Origin of the sequence: Coleofasciculus sp. E2-BRE-01, assembly GCF_040221695.1 — a bacterium.
GTDB lineage: Bacteria > Cyanobacteriota > Cyanobacteriia > Cyanobacteriales > Coleofasciculaceae > Coleofasciculus.
The window spans coordinates 18,666-37,582 of sequence record NZ_JAVKEA010000085.1; the positions used below are offsets into that span (position 1 = coordinate 18,666).

The 18,917-nt window shown below is 45.4% G+C and carries 20 protein-coding genes and 1 other RNA gene; 10 read left to right on the forward strand and 11 right to left on the reverse strand.

The genetic code is table 11. The features are described from left to right. Positions 1-97: 97 nt before the first annotated feature. The 7 genes from rnc to RIG66_RS10400 all read right to left on the reverse strand — a co-directional run bounded on the left by rnc (position 98) and on the right by RIG66_RS10400 (position 5,726). Positions 98-805: a ribonuclease III gene (gene rnc, locus RIG66_RS10370; RefSeq protein ID WP_446377713.1), complete on the reverse strand. Its 708-nt coding sequence runs from the start codon at positions 803-805 to the stop codon at positions 98-100. Positions 806-959: 154 nt separating this feature from the next. After that, positions 960-1,384, reverse strand: an RNA gene (gene rnpB / locus RIG66_RS10375) — RNase P RNA component class A. 45 nt (positions 1,385-1,429) lie between these two features. Further along, positions 1,430-1,597 (reverse strand): hypothetical protein, encoded by a 168-nt coding sequence (locus RIG66_RS10380; protein WP_446377715.1) that lies wholly within the window; start codon positions 1,595-1,597, stop codon positions 1,430-1,432. A 7-nt stretch (positions 1,598-1,604) separates the two neighbouring features. After that, entirely contained in the window at positions 1,605-2,216 is a 612-nt protein-coding gene (locus tag RIG66_RS10385; RefSeq protein WP_446377717.1) for a hypothetical protein, read from the reverse strand. Positions 2,217-2,290: 74 nt separating this feature from the next. Then, positions 2,291-3,439: a magnesium/cobalt transporter CorA gene (gene corA / locus RIG66_RS10390; RefSeq protein ID WP_446366517.1), complete on the reverse strand. Its 1,149-nt coding sequence runs from the start codon at positions 3,437-3,439 to the stop codon at positions 2,291-2,293. Positions 3,440-3,470: 31 nt separating this feature from the next. Continuing rightward, positions 3,471-4,649, reverse strand: a complete 1,179-nt coding sequence (locus RIG66_RS10395; RefSeq protein WP_446377720.1) for a hypothetical protein — start codon at positions 4,647-4,649, stop codon at positions 3,471-3,473. Positions 4,650-5,153: 504 nt separating this feature from the next. Next, entirely contained in the window at positions 5,154-5,726 is a 573-nt protein-coding gene (locus RIG66_RS10400) for a DUF924 family protein (protein ID WP_446377722.1), read from the reverse strand. 287 nt (positions 5,727-6,013) lie between these two features. Here RIG66_RS10400 and RIG66_RS10405 point away from each other — a divergent pair, with 287 nt between their 5' ends. The 6 genes from RIG66_RS10405 to RIG66_RS10430 all read left to right on the forward strand — a co-directional run bounded on the left by RIG66_RS10405 (position 6,014) and on the right by RIG66_RS10430 (position 10,399). Next, on the forward strand, positions 6,014-7,252 hold the full coding sequence (locus tag RIG66_RS10405; protein WP_446377724.1) for a family 10 glycosylhydrolase: 1,239 nt from the start codon (positions 6,014-6,016) through the stop codon (positions 7,250-7,252). 137 nt (positions 7,253-7,389) lie between these two features. Beyond that, entirely contained in the window at positions 7,390-7,593 is a 204-nt protein-coding gene (locus RIG66_RS10410; protein WP_446351858.1) for a DUF751 domain-containing protein, read from the forward strand. A gap of 11 nt (positions 7,594-7,604) precedes the next feature. Continuing rightward, positions 7,605-7,778 (forward strand): hypothetical protein, encoded by a 174-nt coding sequence (locus RIG66_RS10415; protein ID WP_446377726.1) that lies wholly within the window; start codon positions 7,605-7,607, stop codon positions 7,776-7,778. 49 nt (positions 7,779-7,827) lie between these two features. After that, a complete protein-coding gene (gene rbfA / locus RIG66_RS10420) occupies positions 7,828-8,226 on the forward strand; it encodes a 30S ribosome-binding factor RbfA (RefSeq protein WP_446377728.1) in 399 nt (132 codons plus the stop codon). Further along, complete coding sequence (locus tag RIG66_RS10425; protein WP_446377730.1) at positions 8,223-9,869, forward strand: glycoside hydrolase family 3 N-terminal domain-containing protein; 1,647 nt, start codon at positions 8,223-8,225, stop codon at positions 9,867-9,869. Before rbfA ends, RIG66_RS10425 begins: the two co-directional genes overlap by 4 nt. A gap of 260 nt (positions 9,870-10,129) precedes the next feature. Further along, positions 10,130-10,399, forward strand: a complete 270-nt coding sequence (locus RIG66_RS10430) for a DUF4327 family protein (protein ID WP_446377732.1) — start codon at positions 10,130-10,132, stop codon at positions 10,397-10,399. Between the two features lie 366 nt (positions 10,400-10,765). Here the strand turns inward: RIG66_RS10430 and RIG66_RS10435 are convergent, their stop codons facing one another. Together RIG66_RS10435 and RIG66_RS10440 are read right to left on the reverse strand one after the other, a co-directional pair. Further along, positions 10,766-11,158, reverse strand: coding sequence for a hypothetical protein (locus RIG66_RS10435; RefSeq protein ID WP_446377734.1), 393 nt, complete (start codon positions 11,156-11,158; stop codon positions 10,766-10,768). Positions 11,159-11,260: 102 nt separating this feature from the next. Next, positions 11,261-11,611 carry a hypothetical protein gene (locus RIG66_RS10440; protein ID WP_006100292.1) on the reverse strand — a complete coding sequence of 117 codons (351 nt, stop codon included), beginning with the start codon at positions 11,609-11,611 and terminating at the stop codon, positions 11,261-11,263. 231 nt (positions 11,612-11,842) lie between these two features. On the opposite strand from RIG66_RS10440, the gene RIG66_RS10445 reads away from it, so the two are divergent. Next, positions 11,843-12,751, forward strand: coding sequence for a cation diffusion facilitator family transporter (locus tag RIG66_RS10445; RefSeq protein WP_446377736.1), 909 nt, complete (start codon positions 11,843-11,845; stop codon positions 12,749-12,751). A 214-nt stretch (positions 12,752-12,965) separates the two neighbouring features. On the opposite strand, the gene hemJ is transcribed toward RIG66_RS10445, so the two are convergent. After that, a complete protein-coding gene (gene hemJ, locus RIG66_RS10450; RefSeq protein ID WP_446347945.1) occupies positions 12,966-13,568 on the reverse strand; it encodes a protoporphyrinogen oxidase HemJ in 603 nt (200 codons plus the stop codon). A 33-nt stretch (positions 13,569-13,601) separates the two neighbouring features. Further along, positions 13,602-14,567, reverse strand: a complete 966-nt coding sequence (locus RIG66_RS10455) for a stage II sporulation protein M (RefSeq protein WP_446377739.1) — start codon at positions 14,565-14,567, stop codon at positions 13,602-13,604. An 82-nt stretch (positions 14,568-14,649) separates the two neighbouring features. Here RIG66_RS10455 and RIG66_RS10460 point away from each other — a divergent pair, with 82 nt between their 5' ends. The 3 genes from RIG66_RS10460 to RIG66_RS10470 all read left to right on the forward strand — a co-directional run bounded on the left by RIG66_RS10460 (position 14,650) and on the right by RIG66_RS10470 (position 18,856). Further along, the gene (locus RIG66_RS10460; RefSeq protein ID WP_446377741.1) at positions 14,650-15,588 is read left to right on the forward strand and encodes a DUF975 domain-containing protein; all 939 of its coding nucleotides are present in this window, start codon (positions 14,650-14,652) and stop codon (positions 15,586-15,588) included. Positions 15,589-15,608: 20 nt separating this feature from the next. Beyond that, positions 15,609-16,418: an RDD family protein gene (locus RIG66_RS10465; protein ID WP_446377743.1), complete on the forward strand. Its 810-nt coding sequence runs from the start codon at positions 15,609-15,611 to the stop codon at positions 16,416-16,418. Positions 16,419-16,984: 566 nt separating this feature from the next. After that, positions 16,985-18,856 carry a protein kinase domain-containing protein gene (locus RIG66_RS10470; protein WP_446377745.1) on the forward strand — a complete coding sequence of 624 codons (1,872 nt, stop codon included), beginning with the start codon at positions 16,985-16,987 and terminating at the stop codon, positions 18,854-18,856. Positions 18,857-18,917 lie beyond the last annotated feature (61 nt).

The following is an 18,917-nucleotide window of genomic DNA, read 5'->3' on the forward strand; positions in this document are numbered from 1 at the left end:
ACTATTATCGTTGTTTGTCACCCTGATGTCACTATGACGTAGCTTGCTTCTTTTCGGGAGCGAGTAGGACAAATGACGAAGGACAAATGACGAAGGACTAATCACCAATAACTTGAGCCAAAGCTGCTTTAGCGGCGGCTTGTTCTGCCGCTTTTTTAGAGCGTCCTTGCCCTTCACCCAATTGTTGACCTTGAAACCAAACTTGGGCAGTAAAGCGATTCTCGTCTGCCTCAATGGGATTGGTTTCGGTAAGGCGATATTCGGGTAAAGATTTATAGTGAGCTTGAGTCCATTCTTGCAGAGCATCTTTATAGTTTTGGCGGGCGGGATCTTTAAGAATGTCTTCAGTCAATCGCTGAAAATGAGGATCAAGCCAAGGACGAATTAATTCTAAGGTGTGGGTACTCAGATAAAGTGCGCCGACTATCGCTTCAAAGGCGTCAGCCAGCCGTGACATCTCACCCCTAGGATCAGCCGCCGCGCTGGGAGCCAGGAGCAAGTATCGCTCCAGTCCATACTCTTGAGCTAATTGAGCCAAAACGCGATCGCTCACCAACACGGAACGAATTGCCGCAAAGTCACCGACTGAAGCGTTGGGATAGGTTTCAAATAATAACTCTGAGGCAGCCATTCGCACCACCGCATCCCCGACAAACTCCAACTGATCATAGTTCACATCACGGGACATACTGGGGTGAGTCAACGCCAAGTCAAGCAAATCCCACTGAATCGGCGTATTGTCCAGTAATCCGAGCTTTTGCACTAATTTTTGCAGTTGTTTTTGTCGTCTGGGGTCAATGGTCATCGAAAAAACGGATTGGTAAGGGGATAGACGGAACCCCCTGTCATTTATGTATGGGGAGGAGTCCATGAATAAGGGCGGGTTTTGTTGTTCAGTTATTAGTGACAAGCTAGCTTGAGTCCCTAAACCCGCCCCTACAATAAACTTATGACTAGAAGGGAGAGAGTCGGACGTAAGCCGGGTTCTGTTCTCCTATATCACTAGGAGGGTGGTTATCTATCTGGGACGCCTGTTACCAGACGCCTCTAGCGGCTCTTTAAGCAGGAACTGGTAAAAGACCAACCGTAGTTCCTAACGACCTTGCACCCAACCGGGGTTTACCGAGCCAGCACCTCTCGATGCTGCTGGTGCGCTCTTACCGCACCTTTGCACCCTTACCAATTCATCTTATGTCCTTTGTCTTATGTCCTTGATTCTAGACATCAGACTGGTGACTAATGACGAATTGGCGGTATGTTTCTGTGGCACTATCCTCACGGTTGCCCGCACTGGGCGTTACCCAGCAAGTTTGGTCTTTCGGGAGCCCGGACTTTCCTCAGATTCACCACTTGGGTGAATCCGCAACCACCTGCGCCGACTCTCTCCTTAGTGATCTATTTTAATCGCCGATAAGGTAGAAGCGTGCGATCACTCCCATCGGGAAGTCTTCTTCCCCATCTCCCCCATCTCCCTCATCTCCCCCATCTCCCCCAGCTCCCCCAGCTCCCCCAGCTCCCCCATCTCCCCCATCTCCCCCATCTCCCTCATCTCCCCCAGCTCCCCCAGCTCCCCCTCACCACAACACTCATTCAGCAACCCTTAATTATTTGGGTTGTAAGGCGAGAACCAGTGCTTTTTGCCAGGACAGATTTTTGGCGATGAACTGACAGCGTAGGTTGCAGGTACGTCCTTTTGTATTTGCTTCCGATATCTTTAAGAATAAACGCAAGTAAAAATAGTCGTTTTTGTCAGCCGCTGCTTGTAGGTTTTTAGGGGAAACAAGAGGAGAACCTATCTTTTCATCGCTAATCTCTTCTTTTAAGGTTTGACCAGGAAGAATTGTACTTGGTGATTGAGAGGCTGCCTCATTTTTGCCGGGAATCACGCGGATGGCTCGCCGAATGCGCTTGTCGAAATCACTGATAAAACACTGTTTCCAATCAATTTCTACAAAAACATCTTTGGATTTATTTTCAATACTCATGGATAATCGTTTCAGTTCATCCAATTCGTATTTATCGGCAAAGGAAAATTTTACGACTAGAAAGTCCTGTAGCTTATATTGTGACAACTCTTGATTTAGATGAGCCGCATCGGTTTCAAATTTCACCAGCTTATCTAAGGACTGAAAGGCTCGGTTAAAAACCAAGGCAACAACAATAAAATAAACGGTTAAAACTAATATATTTCGGGCTAATTCTGTCGCAAAATCCATAAACCCCAAGACTCCGAATTAATACACAAAAGCAAGCAAACCCATGATCTGTTATTAGTGGTCAGCACTCAACCTTAATCATGTTTGGCAAAGCGAGAATCCTCGAACCAGCCGCGACGCCAGAAAAAGAAGCATAAAGACGCCGCGATCGCGATCATCACGCCCCAACAGACAAAGTATCCCCAACGCCAGGTTAATTCTGGCATATATTGGAAGTTCATCCCATAAACCCCAGCGATAAAGGTGATGGGAATGAAAACCGTTGACATTACGGTCAAGACTTTCATCACTTCATTCATTTTATTGCTGACAGAGGACAAGTAAACATCCATTAAACCTGACGCCAATTCCCGATAGGTTTCTACCATATCAAGTACCTGAATCGTGTGGTCATAACAGTCCCGGAGATAAATACGAACATCTGAACTAATCAAATGGCTACCGTCGCGAATTAATGCATTAATCGCACTGCGTTGGGGCCAAATTGAACGGCGTAATGCCAGTAATTCCCGCCGAACCTGGTAAATTTTCTCCAGGGTTTGGTGATTAGGGTTGAGAATCACTTCATCCTCTAACGCTTCGATGCGTTCCCCATAGTCTTCCAGCACTGGAAAAAACCCATCAATGATCGCATCCAAGAGCGTATACGCCAGATAATCCGCACCCGCTTGCCGTATTTTACCTTTATGTCCCCGAATTCGAGCGCGTACTGGTTCAAAACAATCCCGTTCTGGTTCCTCCTGAAAGGTCAGTAAATAGGATTTTCCTAAGACAAAACTCACTTGCTCAATCCAAAATCCATCTTCTGTGGGTTTAGGCATGACCATCTGGGATATAATTAGTAACTGATCGGTATAATCTTCCACTTTAGGGCGCTGCGGAACATTAACCACATCCTCCAATAACAAGGGATGTAACCCCACAATTCGCCCCAAGCCTAATAAAATATCTTCACTACCTAACCCCTGAATATCCAGCCAAGATACGGATTCACTTGTCAGGTAAGGAGTACAAGCATCTGCGGTTAAATTGGTTACACGATTGGCGTGACTTTCATCGTAGTCAATCAAAACGATGAATGACGGACAAGCATCTTCATCAATGCTTAAGGTTCCCGGTAAACTCCCCGGCTCATCATAGAAATACTCAAATAAATCTTCGTCATCATCGTCATCATTGGATCTTGTGGCTAACTTGCTCCCTGGAAAATGGCGTTGTGTCATTTAGCGCTCCTTTTTATACTTAGGATAAGGATTATTCCGTGACTTGGCACAAATTCATTTTAATCCATTCAACTTCTTCTTTTAATCCCCCAGTATCCATCCAACCAACATATCCAGCAAATCTACAGTCATTTTTATTATCATAAACATAAACATGATGCACTTGAAGAGGATTGACAACGAGGTATAGGATTCCACTACTATCTGTGAAAATGAGCGGCTGTAAACTTCTATCGATCGGACTATCTTTGGTAAAATCCAACATTTTCTTGGTCATGCCGCGAACTTTATATAAACGATTAATCACATCTCGGATAATTCCTTGACTCCCCAGAATATTAGACGTAACTATATTAGCAGTTTGGGAACAATGCCAATAAGAACCATGAGCATCAGCTACACCTAATGCAAGTGCTGCTTCAAATTGACCAACAGCACGGGCAGCTTTTTCGGCTAGATTGGCATCAGTCGAGATATATTCATCTCGAAAATAAAGGTTATCAGAGGGTTGGAGATTTAAGCTTGACCGCAGCGGATAAGCAATCAAATCTGAGGAATGAATGATATTGCGCCATCTTAGCGGTTGGTTTTGATAACGATTGGCAAATTGTTTAAGTTTGTCGGGATTAACCTCTAACATCATATTCAGGAATAAAATGGGTGATCCCATTGTTGTTATGCTCTTGAGATACACTTTTCTGATGTTTCCAGACTCGCTCAAGCCATGAATCATGGCTCGAATATCATGAGCTGGATCTTCGGGGCTGAATCTCTCGGAAAATAAGATATCCCATAGGATAACACTTCCCAGCGAGTGGGTAATGATATGGAGTTCTGTTTCTGTAGGATTTTTGGTCAGAAAATCGGCTAGCTGTTGGGCAATCAGATTTCTGATAGCAGCACCTCGTTCAGGATTTAGGTAACTTAAAAAATCTCCACCGAACTCTGATAGGAATCCTTCGCGAAATTCTCGATAACGGAAAATATCATCTGGGCTAGTTTGGGGATATTCTCTCTTAAGTTCCTGCAAGTCTTGATGAATACAGTTCCATATCTTGCCAACATCGTTTAGAACATTTGCCCAAAAACAAGAATAAAAATGGGGACGAGATTCTCCTAGTTGATCAAACTCTTCCTGAATGAGACGTTGTAGTGGATCGGCATATCTGACGTTGGACGTGGCAACACCGTGAATAAAAAATACGAGCATAGTTTAATCCTTCTCTGCCATTGTCTCATCCAGTGTTACCCAAAAAATAGGCGATCGGCAAATCTCAAACTGTGGATGTCTGCTCCTACAAATCCGCTGTAGGGGAGGGTTTAGCCGTTCACTTGCCAAAACCCGCCCTCTAATCCGTTCGTCGGTCAATAAATATAATCTTATTCATAACATTTATAGGCAGGGCGGGTTTTGTATTCCAGTTAGTATGAACTATCAAAGTTAATCCCTAAACCCGCCCCTACACATTAACGTAACCCAATCTTGCCTGTCTAATTACCTCTTCCCCAATCAGCAATTAAACTAAATCCGTCCTCTAATCCGTGCGTTGGTCAATCAATATAATCTTATTCATGACATTTATAGGCAGGGCGGCTTTTGTATTTCAGTTAATCTGAACTATCAAAGTTAATCCCTAAACCCGCCCCTACACATTAACGTAACCAATCCTGAATTTCTAATTACCTCTTCCCCAATCAGCAATTAAAAAGCAGATCAAAATGAGGAACCTGGTTGTTTAAGAAATGCCACTTCTTCCGGTGTACTTTCTCGACCCAGAATTGGGTTACGATGGGGAAATCGCCCAAAACGTTCAATTACCTTGAGATGGCGATAGGCGTAATCAATTGTACTGGCGCTGTCTGGATCATTTTTCAGTGTGGAAAATAACTCAACACACCGACGCTGGTGGGCTAAGTTCTCACTATGTTCATAGGGCATATAAATAAACCAACGCTGTACCGGGAGCAATTGTTGGTCAAAACCCTGTGACACCGCATGTTGGGCGATGGCTAAAGCTTGAGAGTCAGTAGCAAAGGCTTGAGGTTGACCCCGAAACATATTGCGGGGAAATTGATCTAACAGTAGAATCAGTGCCAGACAGCTATGAGGCGATTCCTGCCAGTGGTTGAGTTGACCCGTCGCCGCTTGTTGATACTCGTCCAAAAAGCGCGATCGCACTTCTTCGTCAAAGGCTGAATTTTTGGTAAACCAAGCCTGACGCGGTTTCCCATACTCTGGGTGATCTGGCTCTCCAAACCAAAATGCTAAAATTTTGTCCTTTGTCATTCGTCTTATGTCCTTTGTCATACTGTAGGGACAACCCCCTTGCATCAATTAAGACTTGCTTTCTACTCAATTGGGTGGGATCGCCCTCTCCTCAACGTTCCCTGACATGATCCCAATGGGGTGAAGAACGCGATCGCAACCGAGAATGAGCAAATGAAGCAATGGGTTAAGCTAGGAGTAAGTGGATCTGGGTTTCTAGCCAGGTTGCTCCTCACCCTCTAAAGCAACTGCAACCAGAATCTCTTTCTCCAAGCTGTGTCATCATTAAACCATTACGCTTTGTTGTCATGCCAGCGAAAAAAGAAAAGAAGGGATGTGGATGTGCTTCTATTCCCATTTCATTAATCCTTGTTTTGTTAGGTGTTGGTTATTGGGGATTTATGCAGCGAGACACTCTACTTGCTCATCTCAATATCCGCCAATTTTTGCCGAATAATCAACAAAGTCATCAACAACCGACTCCATCGAATCCTCAACCCCCAACTCCAACTGATTTAACTCCTACGCCTAGTCCAAGCGCATCGGTTGCTACTTCTCCCGTAGAACCTGTTACTCCGACTGAGACACCCACACCTAATCCCCAAGCTTCACCATTACCCACCACCCCCAAACCATCTCCATCCCCTCAAACACCTTGGCAGAAAAAGGAAATCCGAGGAATTTATTTAAGTCGGTATCAAGCCACGAATAATGCTACTGAAAAAATGATTCGTGAACGAGTCCGTTATTATCGCGCTCAAGGAATCAATACAATTATTCATGGAGTTTGGGGTAATGGTTGCACCATGTATCCCAGTCAGGTGATGCAGCAAACTTTCGGATACAACAGTTGTCCTAACGAATTTCAAGACCAATGGTTAGAGTGGTTGATTGATGAAGCACACAAGCAGGGAATGGAAGTTCACGCCTATTTTGAGAAGGGAATTAAAATTGATAAAAATAGCCCGATATTTGACAGGGCGATCGCTCAACGATGGATTGTGCCTGGGGTAGATAAAACTTATGCGGGTATTGATCACTACTTACTGGATGTAGAACTGCCAGAGGTAGCGACTTTTTTCAAAAAGATATTAGTTGAGTTTGTGCAAAAGTATCCGACGATTGATGCCGTGCAGTGGGATGATTACCTAGGATATCATGCTGACTTACCCGGAAAAGTCGATCGCACGACCCATTTGACGAATTTTGTCCAGCAAATGATCGCTGACATGAAGAAAGCTAACCCAGCCGTTAGTTTTGACCTTTGCCATCATAATCCTTATTGGAGTAAACGCTATTTTGCGGCAGATTGGAAAAACTGGAATGTCGATCGAGCTTTTATTCAAATCTATAACGACGACAATTTTCAGCAAGAGCTAGACTATGCCGAAAATTATGCAGGAGTGGCTATTTCTGATCAGCAGTTGTATCGTTTAAAAGAACTGGTGAATAACAGCAAAATTAAGAGCATTTTAGTGTTCCCTTCATCGGGGAAACCTGAAGAGGCGGCGGCTTCTATCAAAAAGTTTACTTCTATAAATCAATAACCGCCTCAAGCTAGAGAATCAGAGAAATAAGATATAGTGCATAATGGCAGATGTTTCTGCCTCTGTGCTAACGGCAGCCATGTTTCAGACATGCCATGGTATGTCTGAGAACTCCAAGATACAGTTACAAAGGGAAAATGAAAGACTTTTTGCAAAACATTAGCCGATATCCTCGTTACCTGATTAGTATATCCTTGGGCATCTTCTTTGCCTTATTTGAACGCTTTAAGCCAGTCCTGAGTAATCCGGTGAGTGCGATCGCACTCGTGGGTCTGGTTGTGGGGACGTTTCTGTTCCTAGTTTTCACCCTGCGTGCCATGCTAGGACTGAATCCAGTTTAGGAGATTAGGGAGTGAGGGAGATGGGGAAGATGAGGGAGATGGGGAAGATGGGGAAGATGGGGAAGATGAGGGAGATGGGGAAGATGAGGGAGATAGGGAAGATGGGGAAGATGAGGGAGATGGGGAAGTTAACTCAAAACGCTTACCTGTTCCCTGTTCCCTGTTCCCTGTTCCCTAACAAATGACAAATGACGAATGACGAATGACGAATGACTACTTAGTAAAGGGGGCGTTATGGCTACAAATCGCCGTGTGTCTAGGGTTTCCTCGCTGATTCAGCAGGAAGTCAGTCAAATGTTATTGCACGATATCAAAGATGACCGTGTTGGTGCTGGAATGGTCAGTGTTACCGATGTCGATGTTTCGGGTGACTTGCAACATGCCAAAATTTATGTCTCTATCTATGGCACCGAAGAGGCAAAATCGGAAACGATGGCGGGTTTGCAATCAGCTACGGGTTTTGTCCGCCGCGAATTAGGTCGGCGGGTGCGCTTGCGTCGTACCCCAGAGGTCATCTTTATTGAAGACCGAGGCTTAGAACGTGGCGCTCGTATGTTGACACTATTGAATCAACTCTCACAAGAACGTCGCCGTAAGGGACTTGATGATCAGGTTCCTGAGACAGAAGAATGAATCCCTTACCCGATATTCAGTCTCTCTCCTTGGCACAACAGGTGGCGCAGATGATTGTGGTGCGGGCGTCTGGCTACCTGTTTGACCATCAAATTCAGTATCCGGCTTGGGAGCCTCCAGTCGCTAAATTGCAGCATTGGATACAGGATTGGGGCGTGGGCGGTGTGATTTTATTGGGTGCGAGTGCTGGAGAATTGGCGCTGCGATCGCAACAATTACAAGAGTATGCCCCAATCCCCTTATTGATTGCCGCTGATATTGAAGAAGGAGTCGGTCAACGGTTTGCGGGGGCGACTTGGTTTCCGCCACCGATGGCAATGGGGGCGATTGCCTGTGAGAATCTGGATAAAGCTCAATACTATGCTCGACAAAAGGGGGCAATTACCGCTCAAGAAGCCTTAGCAATTGGGATTAACTGGATTCTTGCACCCGTCGTTGATGTGAATAATAACCCGCAAAACCCAGTGATTAATGTGCGGGCGTTTGCGGATACGCCGGAAACGGTGAGTCAATTGGCTGGTCAGTTTATCCGGGGGACACAAGACTATCCGGTGTTAACCACGGCGAAACATTTCCCGGGTCATGGGGATACGGCGATCGATTCTCATTTAAATTTACCGATATTATCTCATTCGCGATCGCGACTAGCCCAGATCGAGTTTCCCCCGTTTCAAGCGGCGATAGCGGCGGGTGTGGATGCAGTGATGACGGCTCATCTGTTGATCCCTAGCTTGGATGAGCAATTTCCAGCGACGTTATCGGAAAAAGTTTTAACCCAAGTGCTGCGCCAAGAGTTGGGGTTTGAAGGGTTGATTGTCACCGATGCTTTAATTATGGGTGCGATCGCGAATCGTTATGGTGCAACGGAAGCCCCGGTAAAAGCGGTGGAAGCGGGGGCGGATATTTTACTGATGCCCGTTAACCCAGAAACCACGATTCAAGCCATCTGTGAGGCGGTAACGGCGGGACGAATTTCGCGCGATCGCATTCTGGCATCTGTGGAACGGATTTGGCAGGCGAAGACAAAAATTAATGCAGGTGCAGAAGTACCAGTACGCCAGAGTGATCCCTCTCAACGGTTATCGTTTCTAGATCATCTCGCTCAACCGACGGCGATTCAGACAGTTGCTCATATACTCCGCGATTCTCAACAAGTAGGCGGTTCCCTTCCCCTGCGCTCAAAACCGCTCCCCAATAGCTCTCAGGGACGTAACCTAATCATTGTGGATGATATTCTCACCTGTGATGTTTTGGGGCGAAATGCTCCAGCCGTTACTATCCCCCAACAGTTTGGCTACCAACTGCAATGGGTGGATCGCCATACGCCAGGGATATCCAGGGAGGAGAATGATCGGCTGATTCCCACGCTGCTACAGCTTTTTATTCGCGGTAATCCATTCCGGAATACGGCTGGGTTAACCACCGTAGCGATGAATTGGCTACAGGGGTTATTAAAAAATCAAATCTTAGAGGCATTGGTAATTTACGGTAGCCCCTACACCTTAGAACAGTTCCGACCCCACCTCCCCGCCCAAACGCCTTACATCTACTCCTACGGACAGATGCTAGAAGCGCAGGCGATCGCACTTGAGGTATTATTTGATCAGATTGAATCTGGTTATGGGTTAACAGAATTTATTTAAGTTTTATTAATTAGGTTGCCGCGATCCCGATCCCTTTCTCAGAAACGGTATGAGTGTCAATTCCCTAAATTAACCGCCTGACTAGGGTTTCAGCCTGCAATCGGTAGCTAGCCGACGGGGATATAATTTTTATCTTTGGTAATTTTTATTCATAAATTGAATAACTTTGTAACTTCCTATACGGAACGAGATACCTTTTCAGGCTAGCCAAATTCGTTTATAGTTAGAACGTAGCTTGATCTTTAGTCAGGATGATATCTATGAGTCCGATGAGCCTTCAAACCGTTCCCTCTACTCCCTCTACTCCCTCTACTCCCTCGATTCGATATTCCATTGATGTGATTCAAGAAGAAGCACGTCAACTCGTGGAGAAAGGAGTAGTCAGCCGTCAGCAACCCATCTACGTTCTCTGTCAATACATTCCCGCTCGCGAATGGGTGTGTGTGGAATGCGAACTAGAGCTGTGCGATTTCTTGCTGAGAGACCGCATTGGTGATTTAATTGGTTCCGAAGAATGGGAAAATGATTAGATAGCCTCAGTTGAGAGGAGTTTTGGCTCGGCGCTTATATATAGGGAGTTGGACAAAATTTGCTCCGTAAACGTTCGTTATCGGTTCGTTGTCATTGGTTGTGTCATTGATGAATTGCCGAGTCAAGGACAAGTACGGATTTAGTTCGGCAAACCCTTTCATCATTAGGCTTCAGCCCTAGGTATTGCTCCTGATACAACCCTTAAAAAAGGAGATCGCTTAACAAAGCACCCGTGTAATTGCATATTAAAATTTGAATAACCTGAATAACCTGAAATAGTAGGGGCGCATAGACATGCGCCCTTACCAATGCCGGAAAACTGATCCCCTAATATCCAGTCCGGTAAATTTTTGTCCGACCACTTATTATTGATTCGAGTCAGGATTACGCATCTGCTCCAACTCAGTACGGATCAGAGCAATTTGCACCGTCAGTTCTTCAAGTTCTTGTTGGGTACTTCTAGACGTGGTTCCCGTTGGTGGTGTTGAACCGCTATCGCTAGGTGTTGATGGTGTAGCTGAGTCTGTCGGTTGGTTCATTTGGCTGAACATCTGTCCAATCAAGCGTTGAGCCTCTTGCTCGGTTTTTTCGCCTTTTTTCGACAACTCAGCAACCTGTTGGTTGAAGTCTAAGTTGAGCAGGGACAGGTTTTCTTCCCGCTTTTGCTCATCTTGGAGACTTTCGATGAGGGAAGTGGTCGCCCCCAACGATACACGAAAGCCAGTTTGTAAAGTGTCTTGGATATTGTTAGAACTCATAGCGTCAATAAAGTTGACCCGTTGCTTATTTTACAATACTTTACACTATCCAGCCGAAAGGCAAGGACGAGGAGCCTGAGATCTCTTGCTTTTGGTCACTCATCAACCCACTTGTTCTAGATACTGATTGACATCCTCAATCACCCGAGTTAGTTCAGCTTCCGTACTCAAACGGATGCGTTCATCCCGCAGTGTGATTAGAACTTTAGCCGCAAAGGGACTGGGGTAAATATTGGGATTGCAGAAAATTTCCAAGAAAACATCCCCAGTATATTGGTACTCTATTGGTTTTTGCGGACTAGGCTTACTGGTACTGCCTGGGGCTTGAGCCGTAGCTTTTAAAGTTTGTACAAGTTGGGCGAGTGCCTTTTGCAAATTTTGGGCAGCTTCCGGTGTAAATTTGAATGATACAGACCCTTGAGCCAGATTGAGGGTAAGTTGAGCTGGAACCATGAGCAATAAATCTTAATAATGAGCGCTTACTGATAGAAGATGGTAATTGAGTCCCTCCGAAAATCTACCAAAGAATGAGACGTTTTGGCACACAATTCCTAGAAAAACTCGCAAGAAGCCGACAAAAACTTAGGGAGCTTAGAGAATTAAAAGCATTAAAGGACAAGGGTTTCAGTCATTTTCCTGACTAAACTAAGGATAGGGAAAATTCCTTATCGAGGGGCAACCATAATGCCAGCCGACAAACGTGCTGAAGTTCGCAAGGTTTTACTGATTACCCTGCTGTTGAATGTATTCGTAATGGCATTGAAAGCCATTATCGGCATTTTAACCGGGTCTTTGAGTTTACAAGCTGATGCGTTGCACAGTGTCACCGATAGTGCCAATAATGTTTTGGGTTTAGTGGCGAATCGATTTTCGTCTCCTCATCCCGATCGCGAACATCCCTATGGTCATCAGAAGTTTGAAGGCGTAGGCGCTTTGGGGATTGCGGCGTTTTTAGGCATTGCTTGTTTTGAAATTCTCAAAGGCACCATCGAGAGGATTGTCAACGGTTTGACGCCGATCACGATCGCAGCGCCAGAGTTATGGTTACTGCTGATTGTCTTAGGCGTGAATATTTTCGTTACCTTCTATGAAAGAAATGTGGGGAAGCGGGTGGGAAGTGCCATTTTGATAGCGGATGCTCAACACACGATGAGTGATGTCTGGGTAACGATTACGGTTTTGGTGGGATTGATTGGGATTTGGCAAGGACGACTATGGAATCTGCCCCAACTTCAGTGGTTGGATGTGATTCTCGCCTTTCCTGTCGCCCTGTTAGTCTTTCGTAGTGGCTGGGAAGTATTAACGGATAACCTACCCTGGTTAGTCGATGAAGTCGCGATCGCACCCGAAGCGATTCAAGCCATTGTTATCCAAGTTCCTGGAGTCATCAACTGCCACGATATCGCCTCTCGTGGCGTCTTGGGGCGTCAAGTCTTCATTGAAATGCATCTGATTGTTGATGCTAAAGACGTGGAAACCGCCCACCAAATTACCGAAGCGGTGGAGGATCGATTAGAAGAACGCTTTAATCCAGTGCGCGTGTTGATTCATGTCGAACCTCCAGCTTATGAGTCAGATCGGATTACCTTTTAACCTGAAGTTCCCCTGGAAAAAGCCTGACTTTTCCACAGATATTGCCACTTTTCCACAGAAACTCGTTAGTTTTCCACAAAAGATAAGGAACTGTTAATCCCAATGTTTACTCTTCTTAACCAGAAGAGACGTTCCGGCAGAACGTCTCTACCACAGTTGGTTTGTCCTTAGCGATATGTATCCTGCTATAGAAGAGTGTTACTGAAATGATCCGTTAAGCCGATACCTGTTCAGTCATCTCGTCACTGGTTGCTGAGGAGGCTTCTGCCAGACGTTTTTCCTTATCCCGCTTCCGTTTTTTCGCGTAGAGTTGAATCGATGCTGCCATCGCAATAACCAGAGCAAAGATGCCCCAAGCGGTAATATCCGTGGGTAAACTATTCTTAAATACAGCCAGTAAAACGATCGCCACGAGTAAGACAGTGGGGGCTTCATTGAGGGCGCGGAACTGTTGACCCGTCCATTGACAGTCTCCAGAGGCTAACCGTCGCATCAACCGACCACAGTAAAAATGATAAGCCAGCAACACCACAACGAACCCCAGCTTCGCGTGCATCCAACCCGATTTTAAAACCTCTGGTTCAGTCGTGAGTAGACCAATTGCCATGGCAACCGTCACCACCATTCCCGGTGTGGTAATGATGTTGTAGAGACGCTTCTCCATGATTTGGTATTGATTTTTCAGAATCGTTTGCGCGGGTTCTGCTTCCTGAGAGGCTTCTGCATGATAGACAAAAAGACGCACCAGGTAGAATAACCCCGCAAACCAGACAACAATGCCAATTAAGTGAAATGCCTTATACCAGAAGTAAGCCATAAATTATCCCGTTACAATTGCCAATTCCTTATTTTAAGATGGATTACGGCTTAAGGGACGAGTGCAGTAAAGGACTAAAAGGGTAAACAGTCCCACACCAGCCACATATTTAATTAAATCGGGAACCAGAGGACTCGGTGAGAAAAAACCTTCAATGATCCCAGCAATAATCAGCATTGGCACAATTCCAAAAACTAACTGGGCGGCTTGAGACCCATACACTTTAATCGCATCCACCCGACGATAGTGTCCAGGAAACAGAATTCCGCGACCAATTAACAAACCTGCACCCCCAGCGAGGAAAATGGCGGGAAGTTCCAGGGAACCATGGGGGAATACAAACGCCCAGAAGGGATACGCCAAATTATTTTGACCGACTAATGTGGCGACAGCGCCGATATGCAAGCCGTTGAATGCCATCAGGAAGATCGTATAGGCACCTGCTGTAATGCCACCCGCAACCGCGCCAAAGGAGACGCGAATATTGTTAATCATAATATTGCTAGAGGCTAACGGTTCAATGCCCACAATCGAACCCATCCATAATTCTCCGCGATCGCGCACCTTCTCGATCAAATGATCCGGAACCACCAGCGACATAAACACCGGATCAGTCCAAGCCAACCACCACGCCACCAGCGCCGCCCCTAAAAAAATCCCTGTAGCTATGGCGGTGTAACCCCAGGTGCGCTGCACCACCTCTGGAAACCCCCAGCGACAAAACTGCCACACGGCTTGCCATTCCTGACGTCGAGATCCTTGATATATTTGGTTATAGCCGCGAGAGGTCAACCGTTGTAAATCTTGCACCAGGAGAGTTCCCACCTGATTGGTTCTCGCCCGGGCTAAATCCGCCGATACCGAACGATATAAACTCGCCAGTTCCCGAATTTCCCCCGCCTGTAACGACTTCAACCCTTTTTTTTCCACTTGCCGCAACAGAGTATCTAACCGCTTCCAATTGGGTTCCCGCCGCGCAATCCAACGTTGAATATTCATGAAATTTCACTGAAGATTCTGCCTAACTTAGCTTAAGATAGCTTTAAATTCAGCCTTTCACCGATCAGGAGATGTTTAGCCAATGTCCCAGAATCCCGACCCCCGCCAATCCATGGGACCCTTGAGTGTAGGTAATGTAGTTAGCGCTGGCTTGCGGCTGTATCGCGATCACCTGAAAGTCTATTTTGGTATTGCTTGCCGAGCAACGTTGTGGGCGTTATTGCCATTTGTCATCCTAATTCCTATTCCGCTGGTGTTGATTTATGATCAAGCAAATCCAGCCATTTTAGGATTACTGATCCCGGCGGGTTTCATCCTGTTTTTTTATGGCATGGCTAAATATATGGTCAATTCTGCGCTTATTTCCCGATTAGCCTTTTGTGAATTAACCAATCAACCCGAAAGCGCTAGAGATGCTCGCCGTCAAGTCAGCCCGAAACTCTGGATTTTTTTGCGGGCTTATCTCCTGTTTTTACTTTTAAGTTTTGGGATATGGATTGGGTTCTATCTCATTGCGTTAGTTCTGGGTATCCTGGGTGGATTTCTGGCAGTTTCCGTACAGGATAATATGGCAATCTTAGTCGTTTTAGGATTGATAGCTATTATAGTATTCGGTATGGCATTAAGTGTAATTATCCGAATTTTTACAAGGTTATTTATGTATGAAGTTCCCTTGGCTATAGAAGAAGATATAACGGCTAGTCAAACTATACAACGGAGTTGGAGTTTGACTAAAAATCATGTGGGGAGAGTTTTCTTGACGTTAACTGTTGCCTTTTTAATTTCAATTCCTATCTATATTATTGTTCAAATCATTGTCAGTATACTTCAGGGGGTTTTATTGAGGGTTTTAGCGGCAGATCCAACATCAGTGGGGTTTCAGATACTTTCATTGATTGTGGGATATGTTTTGGGATTAGTAAGTGGTGCATTGCTCTTACCCTTCTGGCAAGCCATTAAAGCTGTGGTTTACTATGACCTCCGCAGTCGTCTAGAAGGTTTGGGAATGCAGCTACGCTAAACTTATGAATTCTATCTGCCATGCGATTTTTTAACCGAGTCACGCTGCAAACTCCAGAAAGTGTTGAACTAGAATTCACGCTCGCCGGAATCGGCAATCGAGCCTATGCCCTGTTAATTGACTATATTGTTTGGGGCTTAATTCTAATTGTTTCCCTACTTACTTGGGCATTTTTATCGATTCAATTTATTGGTGTTATTGAAGATTTAATCGGCAGTGAAACCCAGTTAGAGCTTTGGTTGATTTCCATCCAACTTTTACTTTACTTTTTTATCTATGTCGGTTACTTTGTTTTCTTTGAAACCTTATGGCAAGGGCAAACGCCAGGAAAGCGCTATGTGAAAATTCGCGTCATTCGCGATGATGGCAGACCCGTGAGACTTCAACAAGCCACGTTACGGGCTTTACTACGACCCGTTGATGATTTATTTTTTCTGGGAGTATTTTTTATCGCCTTAGGAAAACGCGAAAAGCGGATTGGAGATTGGGTTGCTGGAACCTTAGTAATTCAGGAAGAACAACCCCTTACCGCCACCAAGTTTTCGGTATCGGAATCAGCCACAACTCTGGCAAATCAACTCCAGACTCAAGCTGATTTATCTCGCTTATTACCCGATGATTTTGCCGTCATTCGAGAGTATTTACAACGACGTGGAGGGATGACACCACAATCTCGCACAGCGTTAAGCCGACAACTGGCGAGTCAGGTGAAAGACATCATTGACCTGGAAAATGTGCCTCAAAAGGTGACGGCAAATGTCTTTCTTGAGGCGGTGTATCTAGCCTATCAGCAGCAATCTTCAACTGATTCTAGCCGTTACTCTGGATAAACTAAAAAGCAGTGATCCAGATCATTGCCAGCAAAGGGCTGAACTCAAACCAATCGCTACCGCGATCGGTCACACTGGGAATACTCGATTAGGTACTTGTGATAGACCTTGTGATAGAGTAAGCCTTTCAATGATCGCCCGATTGCGATTATCCTAAAAAATAAGGGGTGCAAAAGTCTATCGAATCCAACTTCAGAAAGGAAAAGCTGATCACTTGGCTCACGAAGCGCTTTGACCGATGCTGGGTGCTAGTGCAGCGCCCTTGGAAATACTTGAGCAGCTTCGTAGATACGATGAAGCTGAGGGAGCAATGTAGAGACGCGCCATGGCGCGTCTGGGAGCTGGGGGAGATAGTAGCTGTTCACAGTTATTTCCGTCTTCTTGCACTAGGATGCCATACAGTGAATAAAGGCGCGAACAGCAAACATGGAGGGAATTCGTGATGCATTCAACACCGATTGATTGTTACCTTGCCGGATTAGCAGCGACAATGAAGTTAGACTAATGTGCAAATTGCAGTTTCGTTTGATCAGATGGCTTTTGCTGACAACCTAGATACAACTCTCATGACCGATATTATACTTAGTGGGCGCTACCGCGTTATTCGTCAGCTTGGAGCGGGTGGGTTTGGAACCACCTTTCTCGCAGCAGATCAACAATTACCAGGTCATCCTTGGTGTGTTGTCAAGCAACTGAAGCCAAAAACCACTGATTCGGCGATGTTGCAGACAGCAAGACGTTTATTTAATACCGAAGCCGAGGTTCTGTACAAATTAGGAAACCATGAGCAAATTCCACGACTGTTTGCTCACTTTGAAGAAAATCAAGAATTTTATTTAGTCCAAGAATTTATCGAAGGTGATAGTCTATCTAAACTTTTACCCCAGGGTAAGCCACTAAAAGAAGCACTTGTTATTCGGCTATTACAAGAGATTTTAAGGATTCTGGAATTTGTTCACCAGCATCAAGTGATTCACCGGGATCTCAAACCCGCCAATATCATCAAACGCCAATCTGATAATAAAATTGTTTTAATTGATTTTGGTGCGGTTAAACAAATCAGTACTCAACCCGTGGAAACCCATGAACCAACGGCGCTGACGATTGCCATTGGTTCAGCCGGGTATATGCCCAATGAACAATTAGCCGGAAAACCTCGCTTTAGCAGTGATATCTATGCGGTGGGGATGATTGGTCTCCAAGCATTGACTGGACTACATCCCAAACACTTGCCCCAAGACCCCGAAACCAGTGAATTTAGCTGGCGCAATCAACTCAATATTAGCCCAGGACTTGGTTATGTCATTGATAAAATGGTGCGCTATGACTTCCGTCAGCGTTACCCTTCCGTCACAGCAGTTCTGGCTGATCTGAATAATTTAAGTCATTACAATTCGGGTATCATTACATTCCCTTCAGGCAAAGGAACCCTTGGGCAACGGGGAAAAACCCAAGAGTCAAAATTGACCAATATGCCCACTCGGATGTTAAGGAAAACTAGCGGAGCAACGGGTCAGTCGGGCATGAGAAATTCTGCCCAATCATTGACCGGAACAGGAGAAAATTCGGCAGCGACATCGCGCAAACATCCTCGAAACTCAGCCGTCAACAATCCCACATCAGAGGCAAATCTTGATAACCAAGATGCTACGGCGCAATGGGATTATGCTCCGGACGCACCAACGCAGATTATCAAGGATGAATCGGAGGCGAGTCCCCAGAGAGCGGTTGCGTCCAAGTCCAATCCCTCTAAATCCTTCTCTCCAGCCAAAAAACCGATTCAGTCGAATTGGCTCTATCTGCTGAAAGGGAAAAAAACCAAATGGATAGCAGCCGTTGGCTTGCTGATTGTTGGAGTAGCGGTGACTCCTTTCTATGTGTATTGGCAACAGCGTCCGTTTTCTAATCAGGTTTCTTCTCCATCCACAGACACCGCCAACGATAGCGAGTCAACTGTCTCAGAGAATCAAAACACCGCAAAATCTACTCTATCTCCCAATGAACCTCAACCAATCTTACCCACCCACACTGTCCTGACACCCTCACCATTGCCGCCGATTGATTTAGCGGGGGAATTAGAGGCAAAATCGTTTATTAATTCGGTGAATAAAAGCCAACAAATTTTCTATTTACAACATGGACAATTTGCCTCTAGCTTCGAGGAGTTGGCAATTCCCTTGCAATCACAACCTGAATCTTACGAGTATCAGATCGTCTCCGCGAATCAACAGGAGGCGCTGGTTACGGCGCAAGCCAAAAAACCGGATTTAAGGAGTTATACCGGAGCAGTGTTTGTCACTGGGGAATCGACGAGTGATCAAATCTGCCAAACGAATCAACCGTCACAAACGCCTCCCAGTCAACCGGAAGTGGTGGAGAATACTATTCAATGTCCGGCGGGTTCTTCCCCACTATCCAAAAAAAGTAATCAGTCATAAAATGGAGGATTAGGCAGAATTTTGGATTATTTTGACTGCTAACTGGGGTTACTAAATCAAC